This is a genomic window from Rhodococcus sp. NPDC060090 (genome assembly GCF_042729855.1).
Taxonomy (GTDB): Bacteria; Actinomycetota; Actinomycetes; order Mycobacteriales; family Mycobacteriaceae; genus Rhodococcus.
Genome location: NZ_JBHWXB010000004.1, coordinates 40681 through 58948, shown reverse-complemented (window position 1 = coordinate 58948; position 18268 = coordinate 40681). Strand labels below are relative to the sequence as shown.

Sequence of the window (18268 nt, the reverse complement as noted above, 5' to 3'; positions counted from 1 at the left end):
GGGTCAGGCGGCGGTGACCACTCGATCCCCGAGCGGTGACTCCAACTGAACCTCGATGGTTCCGAACACCGCGACCATGATGCACATGCTGTCCTGCATCTCGGGCAAGGTGCCGCCCATCAGCGACACCGTCACGACGTCGTCGGTCTCGGTCACGGTCGGATCGACGCCGAAGCACTGCGGAGTTCCGGTCTCGAAATGCAGCGAGATCCGGTCGTCGCCGCTGCGCGAGAAAGACGTGATCGTCAGAGGATGAGCCTCGACGATGTCGGGTCGCGCCGAAAACACCGTGGCGCCTGCGGGTTCGGGACTCTCCGGTAGCGGCTCGACGTCCGGGGGTGTCGAACCGCAGGCGGCGGCGAGAAGGCAGCAGGCGAGGAGCACGAACAGACGCATGCTTTCCACCGTAGGCGTGCCACGTGGCAATGTGTGGAGGCCGCGCACGATGACCGGAGGACCATGAAGCTGCCAGTGTTTTTCGACCCGCCTCCCCGGGCGATGCCGACGCCCGAGGTCGTCGTCGACGACACGACCACTCCGCGCCGGTTCACCGTGCGGACGATGCTGGCGGCGAAGAAGTGGACGATTCCCGCCGCGCTGCTGGTCGCGATCCATCAGGTGTGCGAGACGCTCGTGCCCGTCGTCATGGGGCAGGCCATCGACCGGGCGGTCGCCACCAGGGACTTCGATGCGCTGTGGCGGTGGCTGCTCGTCCTCGCCGCGGTCTTCGCGGTCCTGACGGTGTCGGCCCGGTTCGGCGGGCGGATCGGGCAGGCAGGCATGCTCGCGGTGCAGCATCGGATGCGCACGCGCGTGACCGACCGGATCCTCGACGTGCGCGGTGTGGGCGGTCCGCAGCGGACCCCCGGCGACATGCTCAACATCGCGACGTCGGACGTCGAGCAGCTCGCCCGTGGCATCGCCGTCATGGTGTACCCGATCGGTCACGTCGCCGCGGTCGTGTTCGGAGCAATCATGCTTCTGAGCGTGTCGTGGCCGCTCGGCCTGGCGATTCTCATCGGAGCGCCGGTGATCCTGTGGCTGCTCGACAAAGGTTCGGGCCCGTTGCGCCGGCGCAGCTTCGAGGAACAGCGGGTCGCGGGTGCGGCCGCAGGCACCGCCACCGACCTCGTCACGGGCATTCGTGTCGTCAAGGGCATCGGTGCCGACGCGGAGGCGTCGCGGCGGTATGTGGGAGCGAGTCGCCGTGCCCTCGACGGCGTGCTCCGTTCGGCCCGTGCCGAAGGCGCATACATCGCGACCATGGAATTCGCGTCGGGCCTGCTCATCGTCGGTGTCGCTGTGGCGGCAGGAGCGATGGCGGTGACCGGGTCGCTGACCGTGGGGCAGCTCATCACCGTCGTCGGCGTGACACAGGTGATCATGGGTCCGCTCGCCGCGCTCGGATCCAACATGGGTGCGGTGTGGGCGGCAGCGGTCGCCTCCGCGGAACGAGTTCTCAGTGTTCTGCAGGCGCCGCCCGCCGTCGACACCGGTGATCGTGACGCTCCCGGCGACTCCGCCGTCGAATTCGATTCATTGACTGCCGGACACGCGCGCGACCTGGACCTGAGCATCACCGCGGGTGCCTTCGTCGTGGTCCACACCGACGCAGAGACCACCGCAGATCTCGTCGCCGTGTTGTCGCGCTCACGACACCCGGAACGCGGCCGCGTCCTCATCGGTGGCGTCGACCTGTTCGACCTCGGATCCGACGCAGCCAGGCGCAGCATGCGGGTGGTGCCGCACGCGTCGCACCTGTTCGAGGGCACCGTCGTCGACAACATCGCCGCGGGAATACCGGAGGGCGCTTCCGATGCCGATGCGCGGGTCACCCGTGCGGTGTTCGCTGCCGCGTGCGACGACGTCGCACGAGTACTGCCCGCCGGACTCGACACACCGGTCGGTGAGGCCGGGCGGCTGCTGTCCGGTGGACAGCGCCAGCGTGTCTCGCTCGCACGCGCTCTCGCCGCGCCGGCGGAGGTGCTCGTTCTGGTCGATCCGACGACGGCCGTCGACTCCGTCACCGAGGCCACGATCGCCGAACGCCTGCCGGAGCTGCGGCGCGGACAGACCACGGTCGTGTTCACCCGATCGCCCGCGTTCACGGCAGCGGCCGACGACGTGGTCGTGCTGACCGACCGCGACGTACCTGGACGTTCCTTCGCATCCCCTGGAGAGAGCCGATGACCACCACTGGCGTTCGTGCAGGTGAGCGGTTCCGGACCGCGGATGCGCGCGGCACTGTCCGCATCTCGCGCTCGGCGTTCGCAGGTAAGGGCCCCGCGGCGTGCGGCCTGTTCGTCGTGCTGGTGGTCGGTGCCGCGGCCGGATTGGTGACGCCGTGGGCGATGGGGCGGTCGGTCGATGTCGTGCTCGAGGGTGGCGATCTCACCGACATCGCGTGGCTCGCCGCGGCGATGGTCGTCGGCGTCGTGGTGTTCGCTGCATTGAGTGGTTTCGGCCTGATGCTCACCTCGCAGCTTTTCGAGACCGGTCTGGCACGCCTGCGCGAACGCATGCTCGCGGCGGCGATGCGCATGCCGCTGGCCCGGATCGAATCGGCGGGCAGCGGCGACCTCGTGTCGCGGGCGACGGACGATGTCGCTCAGGTCAGTTCCGCAATCCGTGAGGCCGCCCCCGCGATCTCCGGTGCACTGTTCACCGTCGTGCTCACGATGCTCGGCCTGGCGGTGCTGGACTGGCGTTTCCTGATTGTGCTGATCGTGGTGCTGCCCGTCCACTATCTGGGTGCGCGCATGTACACGCGCGCCGCCCCGCCGATCTATCAGAAGTCGCGGATCGCGATGGGGGAGCGTGCGCACCACGTACTCGGCGGGATCCGTGGCCTGCCGACGGTGCACGCGTTCGATCTCGGACCGAGCCTCGCCGGCCCGATCGACGAACATTCGTGGTGGGTCGCGCGGTGGGAGCTGCGGGCCCGCATCGTCGTGAACCGCCTGTTCGGCCGGGTGAACCTCGCCGAATTCCTCGGCATGGCGTCGATCCTGTTCGTCGGGTTCCTGCTCGTCGACGGCGGCGCGGTCACCGTCGGCGTCACCACCACCGCGATGCTGTTCTTCCTGCGACTGTTCGGGCCGCTCGGACAGCTGCTGATGGTGATGGACTCGCTGCAGAGCGGACTCGCGTCCCTGTCGCGGATCGCGGGTCTGATCGAGGAGTGCGAAGAGTACGACGGCACGGATCGCGAGGATGCCGAGTCGCCGTCGCCGGCGGGCCGTGAACTCGTCGCGCGCGACGTGCGTTTCGGATACGAGACCGGACCGGAGATCGTGCACGGGGTGGATCTCACAATCGGCGACGGCGAACACGTCGCGCTCGTCGGTGCCTCCGGGGCGGGGAAGACCACCTTCGCAGCGCTGCTCGCGGGCGTGCATCCCGTACGCGCCGGAACCGTGACGTTCGGTGGAGTCCCGATCGCTGAACTGGGCGACGAGCGTCGTACCCGCGAGATCGCTCTCGTCACCCAGGAAGTGCACGTGTTCTCCGGAGCGGTGCGCGACGACCTGCGGATGGCAGCTCCCGACGCAACGGACGAGCAGCTCGTCTCCGTGCTCGAACGGGTCGGAGCTCACGGCTGGGTGTCGCGGCTGCCGTCGGGGCTCGACACCGAGGTGGGCTCGGGCGGCCACGTCCTCACTCCGATGCAGGAACAGCAGCTCGCGCTGGCACGCCTGATCCTGCTCGATCCGGCCCTGGTCATTCTCGACGAGGCCACGGCCGACGCCGGGTCGGCAGGCGCCGACGAGCTCGAGGCGTCGGCGGAGGAAGCATTGAAGGGGCGGAGCGCGCTGATCGTCGCTCATCGGTTGAGCCAGGCGGCGCGCGCCGACCGGATCGTGCTGATGGACGACGGGCGGATCGTCGAACAGGGCTCGCACGACGAGCTGGTTCGCCGCGGCGGCCGGTATGCGCGACTGTGGGCCGCGTGGTCGGTGGGAAGATCAGGCGAGTAGCGCGGCGACCACGCCGATCCCTGGGATCGCCGCGATGGTGGTGACGAGCGCGGCGTCGCGGGCGAGGACCATGCCGCGGCCGTAGGCGCTCGCGTAGACGAACACGCTCTGCGCGGTCGGCAGCATCGCGACGACGACCACCGCGAACAGTTCTGTGCCGTCGAGCCCGAGCAGGTAGCGACCCATCGCCCACGCGAGCACCGGCTGGACGACGATCTTGAGCATCGACGCGAGCGCGATGTCGCGCCTCGGGCTGGTGCCCTTCTGGAGTACCCGCACGCCCTGCAGCGACAACCCGAACGCGAGAAGTGCGCCGGGCACCGACGCGCCGCCGAGAAGCTGGATCGGTTGCAGCAGTGCGTCGGGCACGCTCCACCCCCTCCCTGCGACGACGAGCCCGGCAGCACCGGCGACGACGATCGGGTTCTTGAACGGTGTGATGAGCGTCTGGATCCGCGATGCTCCCTGTCGCGCGGTGGACAGGTCGAGGGCGGTGAGCGCGATGGGGGAGAGCACCACGATCTGGAACAGCATCAGGGGCGCGACGAACGAGGCGTCGCCGAGCACGAACACGGCGATGGGGATGCCGAGGTTCGCGGAGTTGACGTATCCGGATGAGAGCGCGCCGATCGTCAACTCGGGGACCGCACGTTTCAGCCATATGCGGGCGATCACGATGTAGACGATGGACACGGCGAACGCGGTGGTCGCGCCGACGTAGAGGTGCTCGGAGAAGATTGTCGACAGGTCGGAGGTGGCGAGCGCGTCGAACAACAACGCGGGCGTGGCGACGACGAACACCATGCGACTGAGTACCGTCTGTGCCTCGGCGCCGAGCGTGCCGCGTCGGCCCAGCACGAAGCCGATTGCGATGATCACGAAGATCACAGTGAATCCCGAGATCACGCCAGACACGATTGCCTAGTCTAATGATCTCCTGACGGCGCTCGATCGACCGTGCACATCTGGTCGCAAATGTCATGAAAACTGCCCACTTGTGCACAACGACGAAGTTGTCCACATATGCCTCCCGCGCCTTCCCTGCGGGCGCAGCGCCGGGCATTGTCGGTGCTCATGGGGGAATTCGACGAACCGTTCATCGGCACCGAAGCGGTGGCCGCGGGCCGAGTGTCGCTGCGACAGCTCCGCCGCTTCCGGCGGGTGCACCGCAACGTCTACATCCATCCGGACGTGGAGGTGACTCCGGTACTGCGGGCGCGGGCGGCGTGGCTGTGGTCCGCTCGCGGCGGTGTGGCGGCGGGATTGTCCGCTGCGGCTCTGCACGGCTGCCGCTGGATCGACACGACCGCCCCGGCCGAACTCGTTCGCACCGGTAGCCGCCGAGGCTCCGCCGGAGTGGTGATCCACAGCACCGCATTGAGCGACGACGAGATGTGCGTCGTCGACGCGATGCGTGTCACGACACCGGCCCGGACAGCGTTCGACGTGGGGCGCCGGCTCGAGCGTGACGACGCGATCGCCACACTGGACGGACTGTGCCGAGCGACCGGCCTTCACCCCCGCGGCATCCTCGACCTCGCTGCGCGTCATCCCGGTGAGCGTGGCTTGAAGCAGTTGGCCGCGGTTGTGGCGCTGGTAGACCCGGGCGCCGAATCGATCCCCGAGACCCGGGTTCGGCTGCTGCTCGTCCGTAGCGGCCTACCGACCCCCGAGACGCAGGTGCCGATCGTCGACGGCTCACGGGTGATCGGGCACGCCGATATGGGATGGCGACAATGGCGCACAGCCGTCGAGTACGACGGAACTCACCATTGGACCGACGAACGTCAGCGCACGTACGACATCGAGCGCTACGAAGCGTTTGCGTCGCTCGGATGGTCGGTGGTCCGCGTCAACTCCGAGCAGCTTCGGCGAAAGCCCGCATCGATCGTGGCCCGGGTCCGGCAGCGGCTCCGTGCGGCCGGAGCGCCAGTTTGAGCGTGCACAACTCGGCGCGCGCATCGAGTACAGACGACAACAACTGCACACTCGACCGTGACGAAAGGCGCCCCTCCCGAAAATCGGGAGGGGCGCCTTCGATGCGTGTTACTTGCTGGTGACGTAGGGCAGCAGAGCCATCTCGCGGGCGTTCTTGACGGCGATGGCGACCTCGCGCTGCTGCTGCGGGGTCAGGCCCGTGACGCGGCGGCTGCGGATCTTGCCGCGGTCAGAGATGAACGTGCGGAGCAGGTTCACGTCCTTGTAATCGACATGATCGATCTTTGCCGCGAAGAGGGGATTCTTCTTCGGCTTGCGGCCCTCGACGGCACGCGACTTCTTCGACGGTCCTCGCTTGACAGCCATTCCTCGCTCCTCACCAGCTCGACGTGGACGCCGGGTAACTCCCGGGGCGGGCAGGCTCACGTGTCCATGAGAACCCGAACTTCCGCAGGTGGCCGCGTGGGCGACCGTCCGCAGCGTCTCGATTGCGCAATCGTACCGGACTCGCGACACGGGCTTGACAGCGCAACCGTTCTCAGGCACCTCTCAGCGCTTCGGTTCACACTGGTGTGCATGCGCATCTTGGTGGTCGACGACGACCGGGCGGTGCGGGAGTCCCTGCGCCGATCACTCAGCTTCAATGGATACACCGTCGACTTGGCGTTCGACGGGCACGACGCACTCGAGAAGGTCGCCGCCGCCCGACCCGACGCGATGGTGCTCGACGTCATGATGCCGCGCGTCGACGGGCTCGAAGTGTGCCGCCGACTGCGGAGCACCGGCGACGACCTGCCGATCCTCGTGCTCACCGCACGCGACTCGGTGTCGGAGCGGGTATCGGGGCTCGATGCCGGCGCCGACGACTACCTCCCCAAACCGTTCGCGCTCGAAGAACTCCTCGCCCGGCTCCGGGCGCTGCTGCGCCGCGCCGGCCCGGATCCGGAAGGTGGGCTCGAGGACGCGATGAGCTTCGACGACCTCACCCTCAATCCCGCGACCCGTGAGGTGGCCCGCGGGGACAGGCAGATCAGCTTCACCCGCACCGAGTTCGCGCTCATGGAGATGCTCATGGCGAATCCGCGGCGTGTGCTCACTCGTAGCCGGATCCTCGAGGAAGTGTGGGGCTACGACTTCCCGACGTCGGGTAACGCCCTCGAGGTGTACGTCGGGTACCTGCGCCGCAAGACCGAGGCCGGGGGCGAACCGCGACTCATCCACACGGTGCGCGGCGTCGGCTACGTGCTCCGCGAGACCCCTCCGTGAGTGAGCAGATGAGACCTCCCATGTTGTTGACCCGTTCGGTGCCGCTGCGCACCCGGGTCACCTGGCTGGCTGCCGGAGCGGTAGCGCTCGCGGTCGCGGTGACATCCATTGCCGCGTACATGGTGGTGTCGCGTGCCCTCTATTCCGACATCGACAAGCAACTGCACGCCCGGGTGGCCGCGCTCGTCGAATCGAGCACGCTGATCACCTACGATCCCCGCTACATCGGGGGCGCCCAGCTCTACAGCTCCGACATCAGCGTCGCGCTCATCTACCCCGACCTCGGCCGATATGTGCCGCCCGGGTCGTCGGTGCCGATCGGAGATCCCGAACTCGCCGTCGCCGAGGGCGATCAACCGTCGTCGTTGCGGACCGTCGCGCAGCACCGGGTCCTGGCGCAGCAGATCCCCGACGGCAGCACCATCGTCATCGCGCAGCGACTGCGACCCACCGTCGAAGTGCTCAACCGGCTCGCGAGCGTGCTGTTCATCGTCGGCGGGTGCGGGGTGGTGCTCGCCGCGGCTGTCGGTGCAACGGTGGGTCGCACCGGTCTGCGGCCGATCGCGCGACTCACCGCCGCCGCCGAACGTGTCGCGAGGACCGACGACCTGAGACCCATCCGGGTGACCGGGCACGACGAACTCGCGCGACTCACCGAGAGCTTCAACATGATGTTGCGGGCGCTCGCCGAATCACGGGAGCGACAGTCCAGGCTCGTCGCCGATGCAGGCCACGAGCTGCGCACGCCACTGACCTCGCTGCGAACCAACATGGAACTGCTCATCGCCGCGAGCCGCCCCGGGGCACCGAGCCTGCCCGACGACGACATGGCCGAACTCCGCGAAGACGTCGTCGGTCAGATCGCGGAACTGTCGACGCTGGTCGGCGACCTCGTCGACCTGGCAAGGGAGGATGCGCCGGAGACGGTGTTCGAGGCCGTCGACATCGCCGAGGTTGTCGATCGCAGCCTCGAGCGCGCACGACGACGTCGCACGGAGATCGATTTCACCGCTGTCACCGAACAGTGGTTCGTCTTCGGCGACCACGCGACACTCACCCGAGCGGTGGTCAACGTCCTCGACAATGCGGCGAAGTGGAGTCCGGCCGACCAGGACGTGGTGGTGAAGATGCACCAGATCGGCACCGGCCTGATGGAACTGACCGTCGACGACGCCGGACCCGGCATCCCAGAAGAAGAGCGTGAGCTGGTGTTCGAACGGTTCTACCGTGCGACGACCGCGCGGTCGATGCCCGGCTCGGGGCTGGGTCTGGCGATCGTGCGGCAGGTGGTGATGAAGCACGGCGGGACGATCGCGGTGGACAGGTCGGAGCGCGGGGGTGCCCTCATCCGCATCGTTCTTCCGGGCACTCCGCAACTCGATGCCTGATGATCGCCGAGAGAGTGGAATTGCCAGGAAACTCTGAGCTGATTCTTCAGGACCTTCTCAGCTGTCGGGTCCATATTGGATGAAGTAGAAATCCTCCACTCGGATCGACTCTAAGGATGAAGGCGACGAACGAATGACCGACGACCCCACCCACGGTTCCGGACAACCTGCGCACGGGCAACCTGGGCATGCACAACCCGGCTCCGCGCAGCCGCAGCAGCCGTACCAGTACGGAACCCCGCCGACGGCTCCGTACCAGCAGGCGCCGCAGCCCCCGCAACAGCGCAGGTCCGGGCGTACCGCACTCGTCGTGGGTGCTGTCGCCCTGGCGATCGTCAGTGGCGGTATCGGTGGCGCGGTGGGTGCATGGTCGGTTCGTGATTCCGGCGGAGCCGGGGTGGTCAACTCACTCGACTCACCTCGACCGGAGACCACGACGGTGGCGAATGCCCCCGAGGGGTCGGTGCAGGCGGTCGCGCAGCGGGTCGTGCCCAGCGTCGTCCGTATCGAGGTGGTCGGGCGTTCCGGTGCGGGTGAAGGGTCGGGGGTCGTCCTCTCGTCCGACGGTCTGATCCTCAGCAACAATCACGTCGTGGCAGGAGCCGGTCCGGGCGCAGAGCTCACCGTGGCCTTCGCCGACGGATCGTCGGCAAAGGCCACGGTGGTCGGGACGGACCCGATGACCGACATCGCGGTGATCCGTGCCGAAGGCCGCGACGACCTCACCCCCATCGAGATGGGCAACTCGGAGAACCTCCAGGTGGGTCAGCCCGTGGTGGCGGTCGGCTCACCGCTCGGCCTCGAAAGCACGGTGACCTCGGGAATCGTTTCGGCGCTCAACCGGCCCGTCTCTGCCAGTGGTGAAACCGGGAATCAGAACACCGTGATCGACGCGATCCAGACCGATGCCGCCATCAACCCCGGCAACTCGGGTGGTGCGCTCGTCGACATGGAAGGTCGCCTCGTCGGAATCAACACCGCTATCGCGACGTCGGGTCAACAGTCCGGATCCATCGGCCTCGGCTTCGCGATTCCCGTCGATCAGGCACGGCGGATCGCAGACGAACTCATCGCCACGGGCACCGCGACACATGCGCTCATCGGTGTCCAGGTCCCCGCTCGGGCGGACGTGAACGGCGCTGCCGTGGTCGAGGTGGTTCAGGACGGGCCCGCCGATCGTGCCGGGATCCCCGCCGGTTCGGTCATCACGAAGGTGAACGACCGCGTCGTCACGGACGGCGATTCCCTGATCGCGGCGATCCGCTCGCAGGCGCCGGGCACCACGGTGAGCGTCACGTACACCGACGCGCAGGGCAACAACCCGACGACGGTCGATGTTCAAACCGCCTCCGACGCGGATGGTGGCCGATGATTCAGGAGGCAGACATCATGGAGATTGTCGAACACACTGCGCGTCCGGACGACCTGCGAACTACCTTTGACTCCATGGAACTCGAAACTCCCCTAAAGGGACGCGCACTCGTCGTGATCGTCGACGACCGGGTCTCCCACGGAGACAGCCCCGATTCGACCGGCCCGCTCGTGACGGAACTGCTCGTCGAAGCCGGCTACGCCGTCGACGGCGTCGTGTCGGTATCCGCCGACGAGATCGAGATCCGCAACGCGCTCAACACTGCGGTGATCGGAGGAGTGGATCTCGTGATTTCGGTCGGCGGCACCGGCGTGACCCCGCGCGACGTGACTCCGGACGCGACCGCGGACGTGCTCGATCACGAGATCAGGGGGATCGCCGAAGCTCTGCGGTCGTCCGGCCTCGCGTCGGGTGCCGTCGATGCGGGCCTCTCGCGCGGGCTCGTCGGAGTGTCGGGTTCGACGCTCGTCGTGAATCTCGCGTCGTCGCGCGCGGCGATCCGCGACGGCATGGCAACGTTGTTGCCTCTCGCGACCCATGTCATCGAAGAGTTGTCGCGAGTGGAGGAATAACTCATCTCTGCTGACGACATGGCGGACGACGACGAGCGCGACTACACCGCTCGGTCGGACAACACCGCTGAAGAGAAGAGCCGCGCCCGGATCGACCGGGCGCGGCTTGCTCGGATCTTCGGGGACGCCCTTCCCGACACGACGAAGGACGAACGCGGGGTCGACGAAGAGAGATCGGGCGACTCCGACGAATGGCTCAAACGTCAGGTACCCCCTCATCACGGATGATTGTGATATCAGTCACTTTGCATAGGGTAACTTAAGTCCTGGCATTGTCCTCGGGTCGGCGTGTCGCAACCCATTCGTAATGTCGCGTTTCCCTGCAGGGTGTCCGCGTGGCGAGCGCAACGGGTGTTCATGATCACAGGGGCGGGTGAGGTATGTGCACTTAAAGTGCACGTAATTCGAGCAGTTACCTGCATGAATGTCCGAATCTTGATGGCAACACCCAATGACCGCGGGTCATTCCGGAATCTTGGGGTGAATCCGGGTGACGCATATCTTGCGTTTCCTACTTGTGTCTGACTGTGTTTCGTGAGAGTTCCGCAGGCTGGGTGTAGCCATTGCCTCGAGATTGGTCACGGTCTAATCTCCTCACAGGTTCGATCAGGTCAAGGAAAGGTCGCGGCGACCCCACTTTGATCACGAATCGGTAACGCAAACCGTGCGGACGTTGATCAACAACGAGCTCACCGACGGCAAAGACCGGCGGTGAGCTCAGTGTGGGATGCGCCTCGCGGACGGCTAGGGCGACCAAGTTGTCGGACGCGGGCGCGCAAACCGGCACCAGAGAACGAATGAGGCATTCATGAAGATTCAGACGCGACGCGGTTTCCGGACCGCCCGCAACGCCACGGTGGCGGCGGCCGCTGTGGCCGGTCTGGTTCTCGGATCGGCCGGAGCGGCAAGCGCCGAGGTCAATGATCAGAACCGGATCGTCTCCGACGGCCACGAGGTCATCGTCACCCAGGAAGACACCTTCATCAACGGTGTGCCCCCGATCGGTGGCAGCCCGCTGAGCCGCGAGTGGTTCCACAACGGTCGCGGCCTCGCCAACATCGTCGGGCCCGAGGCTGCAGAGTTCGAGGGCACGACCTTCCAGTTCGGCTACCAGGTTGCATGGTCGGCATCGCTCGACGGTGCGATCGGCTTCAGCTGGACCAGTCCGGACCTCGAGGCCAAGTTCGAAACGGCCCAGGTGCAGGAACCGATCCTCGACGCGGACGGGGAGCCGGTTTACCAGCACGACGAGAACGGCGAGGAGATCCTCGATGCTGAGGGCAAGAAGGTTCCTGCGTACACCCTGGTAGATACGGTCAAGACGACGCCCACCGTCAAGGGTCTGCTTCCGCAGGTCACCGCTGGCGTCGAGCTGACTCAGGCTCCCGGTATCGCGGAGGTCGTCGTTGCTGAGAACGCATTCGACGGCGACTTCAAGGAAGTGCAGATCGCCAACGTCCACGGTGCCGCCACCGGCGTCATCGGGCCCGTCTCTGTTCGCCCGTTCGTTCGTGCGATCACGGACAACGGCGACAACGTCACCACTTACGGCCAGGTCTGGACTCTCTGAGTCCGGTCCGAGCACTCCCGCAGTAAATCCCCACCACCTAGTACGGAGTAATCATGGGAATCAAGTCGCGTGGCTTCAAGGCCGCACGCAACAGCGTCCTGGCCGGTGCCGCAGTCCTCGGCATGGTCGTCGGTGCTTCGGGTGCCGCTTCGGCCGAGGTCAATGACCAGAACCGCATCGTCTCCGACGGCCTCGAGGTCGTCGTGACGCAGGAAGACACCTTCATCCAGGGTGTCCCGGCGCTCGGTGGCAGCCCGTTCAACCGCGAGTTCTTCCACAACGGCCGCGGCACCGTGAACCTCCTCGGTGAGGGTGCAGCGGACGAGGCCGGCACCACCATGCAGTTCGGCTACCAGTTCGCATGGGCCGGCAGCATCGACGGCGCCATCGGCGTCACCTACTCCACTCCGCAGCTCGAGCTGTCGCTGTCGGACAAGCCCAGCGCCAAGGTCACCGACATCCTCCCGCAGGCATACGCCGAGCTCGAGCTGACCCCGGCTCCGGGCATCGAGGAGCTCGTCGTCGCCGAGGGCGAGTTCGACGGCGACTTCAAGACCGTTCAGTTCTCCAACGTCCACGGCACCGCCTCCGGCGTGCTCGGCGCTGTCCAGGTGCGTCCGTTCGTCCGCGCGATCACCGCGAACGGCGACAACGTCACCACCTACGGTCAGGCCTGGACCGTCTAAGTAGACGTCCGGCGCACGCCGAAGTTTCACAAGCTGGGCCCGCTCGCACTGCGAGCGGGCCCAGCTTTTTCACGCACCGGCGAAGGGACTCCCGTTCGCGGTCAGAGTTGGTCGGGCGCGGGTTTGGCGTGCGCGCCACCCTGGCCCGGTTGTGAGGCCTGAGTTTCGAGGATGTCGCGGATCTGGATGAGCAGGTCCTCGGCGCTGGCCTTCTCGTCGGACTCCTCGGTGACGAAGCGCTTCTTCGCGGCGTTGGCAGGCACGATCAGCACGAAATACACGACCGCCGCGATGATGATGAAGTTGATGGCCGCGGAGATCACGGCGCCGATGTTGATGAACGTCGACGGGTTGTCGGCGATGAGCTGGAAGCCCCACCCCATCTCGTTCTCGCCGCCGAGCGCGGCGATGAGCGGCTCGATGATGTACTCGGTGAAGGCGGTGACGATGGCGGTGAAGGCGGTGCCGATCACTACCGCGACGGCAAGATCGAGGACATTGCCTCTCAGTAGAAAGTCCTTGAAGCCTTTCAACATGCGGTGCTCTCCCTTTCGGCTGGACCGCGTGGACGCGGCATCGGCGCGTCTGCGATGCGTTGTGCTCTGCATCACATGCCGATAGAGGGACGATAATCCGATCGGGTCTGCCGTGTGGGCTCAGTGGAGCGTCACGGTCAATGCGCTTACAAGCGACGCCGCAGCCACCGCGGTGGCCTGTTCCGGCTCGAGTGCCACGAGAATCACGCGTTCGCGCTGGTCGGACGCTTCCTCGTGTTGAGCGAGTACCACCACGGCGCCACGGGCAAGCACATGTGCATCGGGCATCGCCGCGTCGGACTCGCCCGTCACGGTCAGGACGTCGACTCTGTCTCCTTCGCGCAGCAACCGGCCGACTCCTGCGTCGGCAAGCCGGATGGGGACGACGCGCGCATTGTCGGTGCCCACCGCGGCAGCGGCGAGACGCGGCCCGAGGATCCTCGTGTCGACGAGCGCTTCACCGGCAGGCACCGGGCCGGCGAGGGTGTGGCCCACGACGTGGGCGAGATCGGTGAGGGTTCCTGCCGCGAGGGCCGAAGTGTCGCGATCCGCGAACTCGACGTCCTCGGCGGTGAGCGAGACCCCCGGAGTCAGATCGCGCGCGGCAACCACCACGGCGGTCCGTTCAGAGGCAGGATCGTCTCTGAGCGCGAGAAGTGCGGCCAGGGCGACGAGGAGCGCCGCAACGATACGTCTGACGGCCACGGAGCGGGCCCAGCCGGGGCGCAGAAGGGTACGGATGCGGTCGGGAAGGCTCAGCTCCAGCGACGACGCGGGTCGTGGGGAACGGTGGCGAAACAGCACAGGTCCGGCGGGCATGCTCCGAATCTAGGGTTCGGATCGGCCCGCCGGACCTGAGAAACCGGCGAATTCGGGCAACCTGTGGATGAACAAGGTGCCTGTGGACAACTCCGGGGGAGTCGGACGGGTCAGCTGGCGGCTGCGGCGGTCGAGGTCGACGACGTGGACGCCGCGGCGGGCGCCGAATCGGACTTGGTCTCGGTCTTCGCGGGAGTCGCGGATTCGCTCGAGGTACCACCGCTGCGCGAATCAGTGCGGTAGAAGCCGCTGCCCTTGAAGACGATGCCGACCGAGTTGAAAAGCTTACGAAGCTTGCCGGTGCACTGCGGGCATGCGGTCAACGACTCGTCGCTGAACGACTGCACGATGTCGAACTTGTTGTCGCACGCCGTGCAGGCATATGAATAAGTAGGCACCGGGGACTCCTCCGCGTATAAGTTCGGCTTTAGCACTCTACAACCGACAGTGCCAACAAATCTACGGACTGTGTTGTTCCGCACGCCCGCCGGAGTCGAGGCGGACCAGCCCTGATCCCGGCGTGAGTGCCCATCCCATCCGAACGTCGTGCGGCTCCTCGGGTAGTTCGTCGACGACTTCGTCGTCACGCACCACTGCGACGATCCGCGCATCTCGCGCGGCCAAGTGGAGGATGCGGTCGTAGAAGCCTGCGCCGCGGCCCAGCCGTACGCCTCGCCGGTCCACCGCGAGGGCGGGCACGAGAATGGTGTGTGCCAGACCCACCGTCTCGGACGGCAGTACGTCGCCGGTGGGTTCGTGCAGCCCGAAGCCTGCCGCGGCCAGTGAGTCGGCGCCGAGGAAATGCGCCCAGCACAGCGGTGTGTCCGGCCGGGTGATCGGCACGAGCACCTCGGCGCCCGCATCGATCAGTGCGTCGAGCATGGAGATCGCGCCGGGCTCGGAGCCGACGGGAACATACGCGCACACCGTCACGTCCGCGGGAACGAGCGTTGCGGCTAACGTGGCCAAAGCGGCATTCTCGCTACGGCGCCGTTCGGTGTCGAGCGTGCGCCGCCCATCGAGGACCTTGGTACGCCAATCGGCCTTGGTCGGGGGATGCATATTCGTCACCTTAGGATCACCAAGCCATCACTTCGCCGGCAAAAGTTAGGGTTGGAGCTTATGACGAACAATTCGACCGAGGTCGCGCGGCATTTCAGAACCGCGGTCGTGCCGGCGGCAGGTATGGGCACGCGCTTCCTCCCGGCCACCAAGACCGTGCCGAAGGAACTGCTTCCCGTGGTCGACACGCCGGGGATCGAGCTGGTGGCGGGCGAGGCGGCCGAATCGGGCGCCGAGCGTCTGCTGATCGTCACCTCACCCGGTAAGGACGGCGTGGTCGCGCACTTCGTCGAAGATCTCGTCCTGGAGTCCAAGCTCGAGGAGAAGGGTAAGTACGAACTCCTCGCGAAGGTGCGCAAGTCGTCGGGCATCCTCGAGGTGGACTCGGTGATCCAGGCGCAGCCGCTCGGCCTCGGCCACGCCGTGTCCTGCGCCGAGGACGCGCTGGACGGCGACGAGGACGCGATCGCGGTGCTCCTGCCCGACGACCTCGTGCTACCCGTCGGCGTCCTCGAAACCATGCAGAAGGTGCGCAGCAAGCGCGGTGGTTCGGTGCTGTGCGCTATCGACGTGCCGAAGGAGCAGGTGAGTGCCTACGGCGTCTTCGACGTCGAGGTCGTGCCCGACGCCGCCAACCCCGACGTGCTCAAGGTGCTCGGCATGGTGGAGAAGCCGGCCATCGAAGATGCGCCGTCGACCTTCGCTGCAGCCGGCCGGTACCTGCTCGATCGTGCGATCTTCGATGCGCTGCGTCGCATCGAGCCGGGTGCGGGCGGAGAACTCCAACTGACCGATGCGATCGCCCTGTTGATCTCCGAAGGCCATCCCGTGCACGTCGTGGTTCACCGCGGCACCCGACACGACCTCGGAAATCCCGGCGGCTACCTCCGCGCTGCGGTTGACTCTGCGTTGAACACCGAGGAGTACGGTCCCTCGCTTCGTGAGTGGCTGGTCGAACGTCTCGAACGGTGATGTCGAACGGGTGATCTGTGAACGGTGACGCTGGGTAGCGCGGGCTGGAGGACGAGTAGCGGTATGCGGTCGGTTGAGGATCAGCAGACCAGGGTGACGGCGGCAGCCGTGGCACCCAGGCCTGTCCGGGTGGCGATCTCCGAGGCACAAGGCCTGCTCTGCGCAGAAGAAGTGGTGACCGAGCGGCCGTTGCCCGGATTCGACCAGGCGGCGATCGACGGCTATGCGGTGCGCAGCGTCGATGTACAGGCGGTGGGCGCGCGACCGGACCCGGAGTCCGGCGAGGAGCGCACCGAGGTGACGTTGCCGGTCGTCGGCGAAGTTCGTGCGGGCTCGCGCCAGCCGATCCGGTTGCAGCCACGACAGGCCGTGCGCGTCGACACGGGTGCGCCGTTGCCGACACTCGCCGACGCGGTACTCCCGCTCGAGAGCACCGACGGCGGCGATGTTCGGATCAAGGTGCTCGAAGCGGTCCGGTCGGGCGAATACGTCCGCCGTACCGGCGACGATGTGCAGCCCGGCGACGTGGCAGTGCGCGCGGGCGCGATCATCGGTGCCGCGCAGGTGGGTCTTCTCGCGGCCGTCGGCCGCGCCAAGGTCCTCGTGCACCCGCGACCGCGACTGTCGGTGATCTCGGTCGGTGGCGAACTCGTCGACATCGACCGCACGCCCGGGCCGGGGCAGGTCTACGACGTGAATTCCTATGCGCTGGCCGCGGCCGCGCGCGACGCCGGCGCCGACGTCAATCGGGTCGGGATCGCGAGCACCGAACCGAAGCGGCTGCGCGAGGTGGTCGAGGGCCAGCTGATCCGCTCGGAGATCGTCGTGATCGCGGGTGCTGTCGGTGGCGGTGCGCTCGATGACGTCCGTGAGGCCCTGACCGACCTCGGGACACTCGAGGTCGAGCGGGTGGCCATGCATCCGGGATCCGTGCAGGGATTCGGTCAGCTCGGACGCGACGAGGTGCCCACTTTCCTGCTTCCGTCGAATCCGGTCAGTTCGCTCGTCGTGTTCGAGGTGATGGTGCGCCCGCTCATCCGGATCGCGCTGGGACGTCGGCAGCCGATGCGACGGATCGTCACCGCTCGCACGGTCGCCCCGATCACGTCGATTCCCGGTCGCAAGGGTTTCCTGCGCGGGCAGCTCATGCGCGACGAGGAGACGGGCGACTATCTCGTGCAGGCGCTCGGTGGTGCCGCGGGCGGGTCGTCGCACCTGCTCGCGACGCTCGCAGAAGCAAATTGCCTTGTCCTGGTTCCGCCGGACGTGTCCGAGATTCGCACGGGCGACCCGGTGGATGTGTCGTTCCTGGGGCAGCGTGGATGAGTCGTCACCCCGGGTGGCCGGCCGATCTGGGGCCGCTTCGGGTCTCGGGTGGGCTTGTGACGGTGCGGTCGGTGCGTCTGAGGGACGCCGCCGCGTGGAGCCGGCTGCGTACGCGCGATCGGGATCATCTCGAGCCGTGGGAGCCGACGGGTGAATCCCCGTGGGAGGTGCGGCACCACATCTCCGTGTGGCCCGGCCTGTATCGGAGTCTGCGTGTGGAGGCCCGTAAGGGGCTGATGGTGCCTATGGCGATCGAGCTCGACGGGCGGTACTGCGGTCAGATCACGGTGGGCAACATCGTGCGCGGTGCGCTGCGGTCGGCCTGGATCGGCTACTGGGTGGAGAAGGAAGTCAACGGCCTCGGAGTGGCGACGGCAGCCCTTGCCCTCGGGCTCGATCACTGCTTCGGTCCCCTCGGGCTGCACCGCGTCGAGGCGACAGTGCGTCCCGAGAACGAACCCAGCCGCGCCGTGCTGCGCAACGTCGGATTCCGTGAAGAGGGACTGTTGCAGCGGTACCTCGATGTGCACGGACGTTTTCGTGATCATCTTCTCGTTGCGATGACGGCGGAGGAAGTTCCGGGTTCGGTGGCGGACCGGTTGGTGCGTAGCGGTCGCGCGACCTGGTCCTGAGCCCCCAACTCAGCGGTGAACAGCTGCATGTGTAACGCAAGTTACGTACAACATAAGTAACAATCCCCACCGCGAATATATATCTGTGTGACTAGAGTGAAGAGTGTGTCACATGGTTTCGCGTGACTCGTGTGACGGCTGTAGCCGTCTGA

Annotated in this window: 20 protein-coding genes and 1 pseudogene; 13 read left to right on the top strand and 8 right to left on the bottom strand. The window is 66.8% G+C overall.

The window, feature by feature from the left end; all coding sequences use genetic code 11:
- Nucleotides 1-3 precede the first annotated feature (3 nt).
- The gene (locus tag ACFWCF_RS06775) at nt 4-396 is read right to left on the bottom strand and encodes a hypothetical protein (RefSeq protein WP_378491893.1); all 393 of its coding nucleotides are present in this window, start codon (nt 394-396) and stop codon (nt 4-6) included.
- A gap of 63 nt (nt 397-459) precedes the next feature.
- Here ACFWCF_RS06775 and ACFWCF_RS06770 point away from each other — a divergent pair, with 63 nt between their 5' ends.
- Complete coding sequence (locus ACFWCF_RS06770; RefSeq protein WP_378558822.1) at nt 460-2190, top strand: ABC transporter ATP-binding protein; 1731 nt, start codon at nt 460-462, stop codon at nt 2188-2190.
- Nucleotides 2187-3977, top strand: a complete 1791-nt coding sequence (locus tag ACFWCF_RS06765) for an ABC transporter ATP-binding protein (RefSeq protein ID WP_378491895.1) — start codon at nt 2187-2189, stop codon at nt 3975-3977. The genes ACFWCF_RS06770 and ACFWCF_RS06765 overlap by 4 nt, the downstream gene beginning before the upstream one ends.
- Here ACFWCF_RS06765 and ACFWCF_RS06760 read toward each other — a convergent pair.
- Nucleotides 3966-4892, bottom strand: coding sequence for an AEC family transporter (locus ACFWCF_RS06760; RefSeq protein ID WP_378558819.1), 927 nt, complete (start codon nt 4890-4892; stop codon nt 3966-3968). The genes ACFWCF_RS06765 and ACFWCF_RS06760 overlap by 12 nt on opposite strands.
- 159 nt (nt 4893-5051) lie before the next feature.
- On the opposite strand from ACFWCF_RS06760, the gene ACFWCF_RS06755 reads away from it, so the two are divergent.
- On the top strand, nt 5052-5915 hold the full coding sequence (locus ACFWCF_RS06755; protein ID WP_378491933.1) for a DUF559 domain-containing protein: 864 nt from the start codon (nt 5052-5054) through the stop codon (nt 5913-5915).
- Nucleotides 5916-6023: 108 nt separating this feature from the next.
- Here ACFWCF_RS06755 and rpsR read toward each other — a convergent pair whose 3' ends face one another.
- Nucleotides 6024-6281: a 30S ribosomal protein S18 gene (rpsR, locus tag ACFWCF_RS06750; RefSeq protein WP_378558816.1), complete on the bottom strand. Its 258-nt coding sequence runs from the start codon at nt 6279-6281 to the stop codon at nt 6024-6026.
- Nucleotides 6282-6291: 10 nt separating this feature from the next.
- A pseudogene (locus tag ACFWCF_RS06745) lies at nt 6292-6438 on the bottom strand (30S ribosomal protein S14); the annotation flags it as partial.
- 53 nt (nt 6439-6491) lie between these two features.
- Here ACFWCF_RS06745 and ACFWCF_RS06740 point away from each other — a divergent pair.
- The 7 genes from ACFWCF_RS06740 (at nt 6492) to ACFWCF_RS06710 (ending at nt 12769) form a co-directional block, all read left to right on the top strand.
- The gene (locus ACFWCF_RS06740; RefSeq protein ID WP_378491897.1) at nt 6492-7181 is read left to right on the top strand and encodes a response regulator transcription factor; all 690 of its coding nucleotides are present in this window, start codon (nt 6492-6494) and stop codon (nt 7179-7181) included.
- Nucleotides 7182-7189: 8 nt separating this feature from the next.
- Nucleotides 7190-8569 (top strand): ATP-binding protein, encoded by a 1380-nt coding sequence (locus ACFWCF_RS06735; RefSeq protein WP_378558812.1) that lies wholly within the window; start codon nt 7190-7192, stop codon nt 8567-8569.
- A 133-nt stretch (nt 8570-8702) separates the two neighbouring features.
- A complete protein-coding gene (locus tag ACFWCF_RS06730) occupies nt 8703-9941 on the top strand; it encodes a S1C family serine protease (RefSeq protein WP_378558809.1) in 1239 nt (412 codons plus the stop codon).
- A gap of 74 nt (nt 9942-10015) precedes the next feature.
- Entirely contained in the window at nt 10016-10513 is a 498-nt protein-coding gene (locus tag ACFWCF_RS06725; protein WP_378558806.1) for a molybdenum cofactor biosynthesis protein B, read from the top strand.
- An 18-nt stretch (nt 10514-10531) separates the two neighbouring features.
- On the top strand, nt 10532-10741 hold the full coding sequence (locus ACFWCF_RS06720; protein WP_378558803.1) for a hypothetical protein: 210 nt from the start codon (nt 10532-10534) through the stop codon (nt 10739-10741).
- A 580-nt stretch (nt 10742-11321) separates the two neighbouring features.
- The gene (locus ACFWCF_RS06715; protein ID WP_378558800.1) at nt 11322-12083 is read left to right on the top strand and encodes an MspA family porin; all 762 of its coding nucleotides are present in this window, start codon (nt 11322-11324) and stop codon (nt 12081-12083) included.
- Nucleotides 12084-12136: 53 nt separating this feature from the next.
- Nucleotides 12137-12769 carry an MspA family porin gene (locus ACFWCF_RS06710; RefSeq protein WP_378558798.1) on the top strand — a complete coding sequence of 211 codons (633 nt, stop codon included), beginning with the start codon at nt 12137-12139 and terminating at the stop codon, nt 12767-12769.
- A 101-nt stretch (nt 12770-12870) separates the two neighbouring features.
- Here ACFWCF_RS06710 and mscL read toward each other — a convergent pair whose 3' ends face one another.
- From mscL to ACFWCF_RS06690, 4 genes are all read right to left on the bottom strand, one after another.
- Nucleotides 12871-13305 carry a large-conductance mechanosensitive channel protein MscL gene (gene mscL / locus ACFWCF_RS06705; RefSeq protein WP_378558795.1) on the bottom strand — a complete coding sequence of 145 codons (435 nt, stop codon included), beginning with the start codon at nt 13303-13305 and terminating at the stop codon, nt 12871-12873.
- A gap of 120 nt (nt 13306-13425) precedes the next feature.
- Entirely contained in the window at nt 13426-14124 is a 699-nt protein-coding gene (locus ACFWCF_RS06700; RefSeq protein ID WP_378558792.1) for an SAF domain-containing protein, read from the bottom strand.
- Between the two features lie 110 nt (nt 14125-14234).
- Complete coding sequence (locus ACFWCF_RS06695) at nt 14235-14522, bottom strand: FmdB family zinc ribbon protein (RefSeq protein ID WP_378558790.1); 288 nt, start codon at nt 14520-14522, stop codon at nt 14235-14237.
- Nucleotides 14523-14583: 61 nt separating this feature from the next.
- A complete protein-coding gene (locus tag ACFWCF_RS06690) occupies nt 14584-15186 on the bottom strand; it encodes a 5-formyltetrahydrofolate cyclo-ligase (protein WP_378558787.1) in 603 nt (200 codons plus the stop codon).
- Nucleotides 15187-15246: 60 nt separating this feature from the next.
- Here ACFWCF_RS06690 and ACFWCF_RS06685 point away from each other — a divergent pair, with 60 nt between their 5' ends.
- From ACFWCF_RS06685 to ACFWCF_RS06675, 3 genes are all read left to right on the top strand, one after another.
- Nucleotides 15247-16158, top strand: coding sequence for a UTP--glucose-1-phosphate uridylyltransferase (locus ACFWCF_RS06685; protein ID WP_378558785.1), 912 nt, complete (start codon nt 15247-15249; stop codon nt 16156-16158).
- A 63-nt stretch (nt 16159-16221) separates the two neighbouring features.
- The gene (gene glp / locus ACFWCF_RS06680) at nt 16222-17484 is read left to right on the top strand and encodes a gephyrin-like molybdotransferase Glp (RefSeq protein ID WP_378558782.1); all 1263 of its coding nucleotides are present in this window, start codon (nt 16222-16224) and stop codon (nt 17482-17484) included.
- Nucleotides 17481-18116: a GNAT family N-acetyltransferase gene (locus ACFWCF_RS06675; RefSeq protein ID WP_378558779.1), complete on the top strand. Its 636-nt coding sequence runs from the start codon at nt 17481-17483 to the stop codon at nt 18114-18116. Before glp ends, ACFWCF_RS06675 begins: the two co-directional genes overlap by 4 nt.
- The last annotated feature ends 152 nt before the right edge of the window (nt 18117-18268 follow it).

Coding starts and splice junctions, on each gene's coding strand:
- ACFWCF_RS06775 (WP_378491893.1), bottom strand. CDS start 396: ATGCGTCTGTTCGTGCTCCTCGCCTGCTGCCTTCTCGCCGCCGCCTGC.
- ACFWCF_RS06685 (WP_378558785.1), top strand. CDS start 15,247: ATGACGAACAATTCGACCGAGGTCGCGCGGCATTTCAGAACCGCGGTC.
- ACFWCF_RS06700 (WP_378558792.1), bottom strand. CDS start 14,124: ATGCCCGCCGGACCTGTGCTGTTTCGCCACCGTTCCCCACGACCCGCG.
- ACFWCF_RS06735 (WP_378558812.1), top strand. CDS start 7,190: ATGAGACCTCCCATGTTGTTGACCCGTTCGGTGCCGCTGCGCACCCGG.
- ACFWCF_RS06725 (WP_378558806.1), top strand. CDS start 10,016: ATGGAACTCGAAACTCCCCTAAAGGGACGCGCACTCGTCGTGATCGTC.
- ACFWCF_RS06715 (WP_378558800.1), top strand. CDS start 11,322: ATGAAGATTCAGACGCGACGCGGTTTCCGGACCGCCCGCAACGCCACG.
- ACFWCF_RS06710 (WP_378558798.1), top strand. CDS start 12,137: ATGGGAATCAAGTCGCGTGGCTTCAAGGCCGCACGCAACAGCGTCCTG.
- glp (WP_378558782.1), top strand. CDS start 16,222: ATGCGGTCGGTTGAGGATCAGCAGACCAGGGTGACGGCGGCAGCCGTG.
- ACFWCF_RS06740 (WP_378491897.1), top strand. CDS start 6,492: ATGCGCATCTTGGTGGTCGACGACGACCGGGCGGTGCGGGAGTCCCTG.
- rpsR (WP_378558816.1), bottom strand. CDS start 6,281: ATGGCTGTCAAGCGAGGACCGTCGAAGAAGTCGCGTGCCGTCGAGGGC.
- ACFWCF_RS06755 (WP_378491933.1), top strand. CDS start 5,052: ATGGGGGAATTCGACGAACCGTTCATCGGCACCGAAGCGGTGGCCGCG.
- ACFWCF_RS06720 (WP_378558803.1), top strand. CDS start 10,532: ATGGCGGACGACGACGAGCGCGACTACACCGCTCGGTCGGACAACACC.
- ACFWCF_RS06770 (WP_378558822.1), top strand. CDS start 460: ATGAAGCTGCCAGTGTTTTTCGACCCGCCTCCCCGGGCGATGCCGACG.
- mscL (WP_378558795.1), bottom strand. CDS start 13,305: ATGTTGAAAGGCTTCAAGGACTTTCTACTGAGAGGCAATGTCCTCGAT.
- ACFWCF_RS06730 (WP_378558809.1), top strand. CDS start 8,703: ATGACCGACGACCCCACCCACGGTTCCGGACAACCTGCGCACGGGCAA.
- ACFWCF_RS06765 (WP_378491895.1), top strand. CDS start 2,187: ATGACCACCACTGGCGTTCGTGCAGGTGAGCGGTTCCGGACCGCGGAT.
- ACFWCF_RS06675 (WP_378558779.1), top strand. CDS start 17,481: ATGAGTCGTCACCCCGGGTGGCCGGCCGATCTGGGGCCGCTTCGGGTC.
- ACFWCF_RS06690 (WP_378558787.1), bottom strand. CDS start 15,186: ATGCATCCCCCGACCAAGGCCGATTGGCGTACCAAGGTCCTCGATGGG.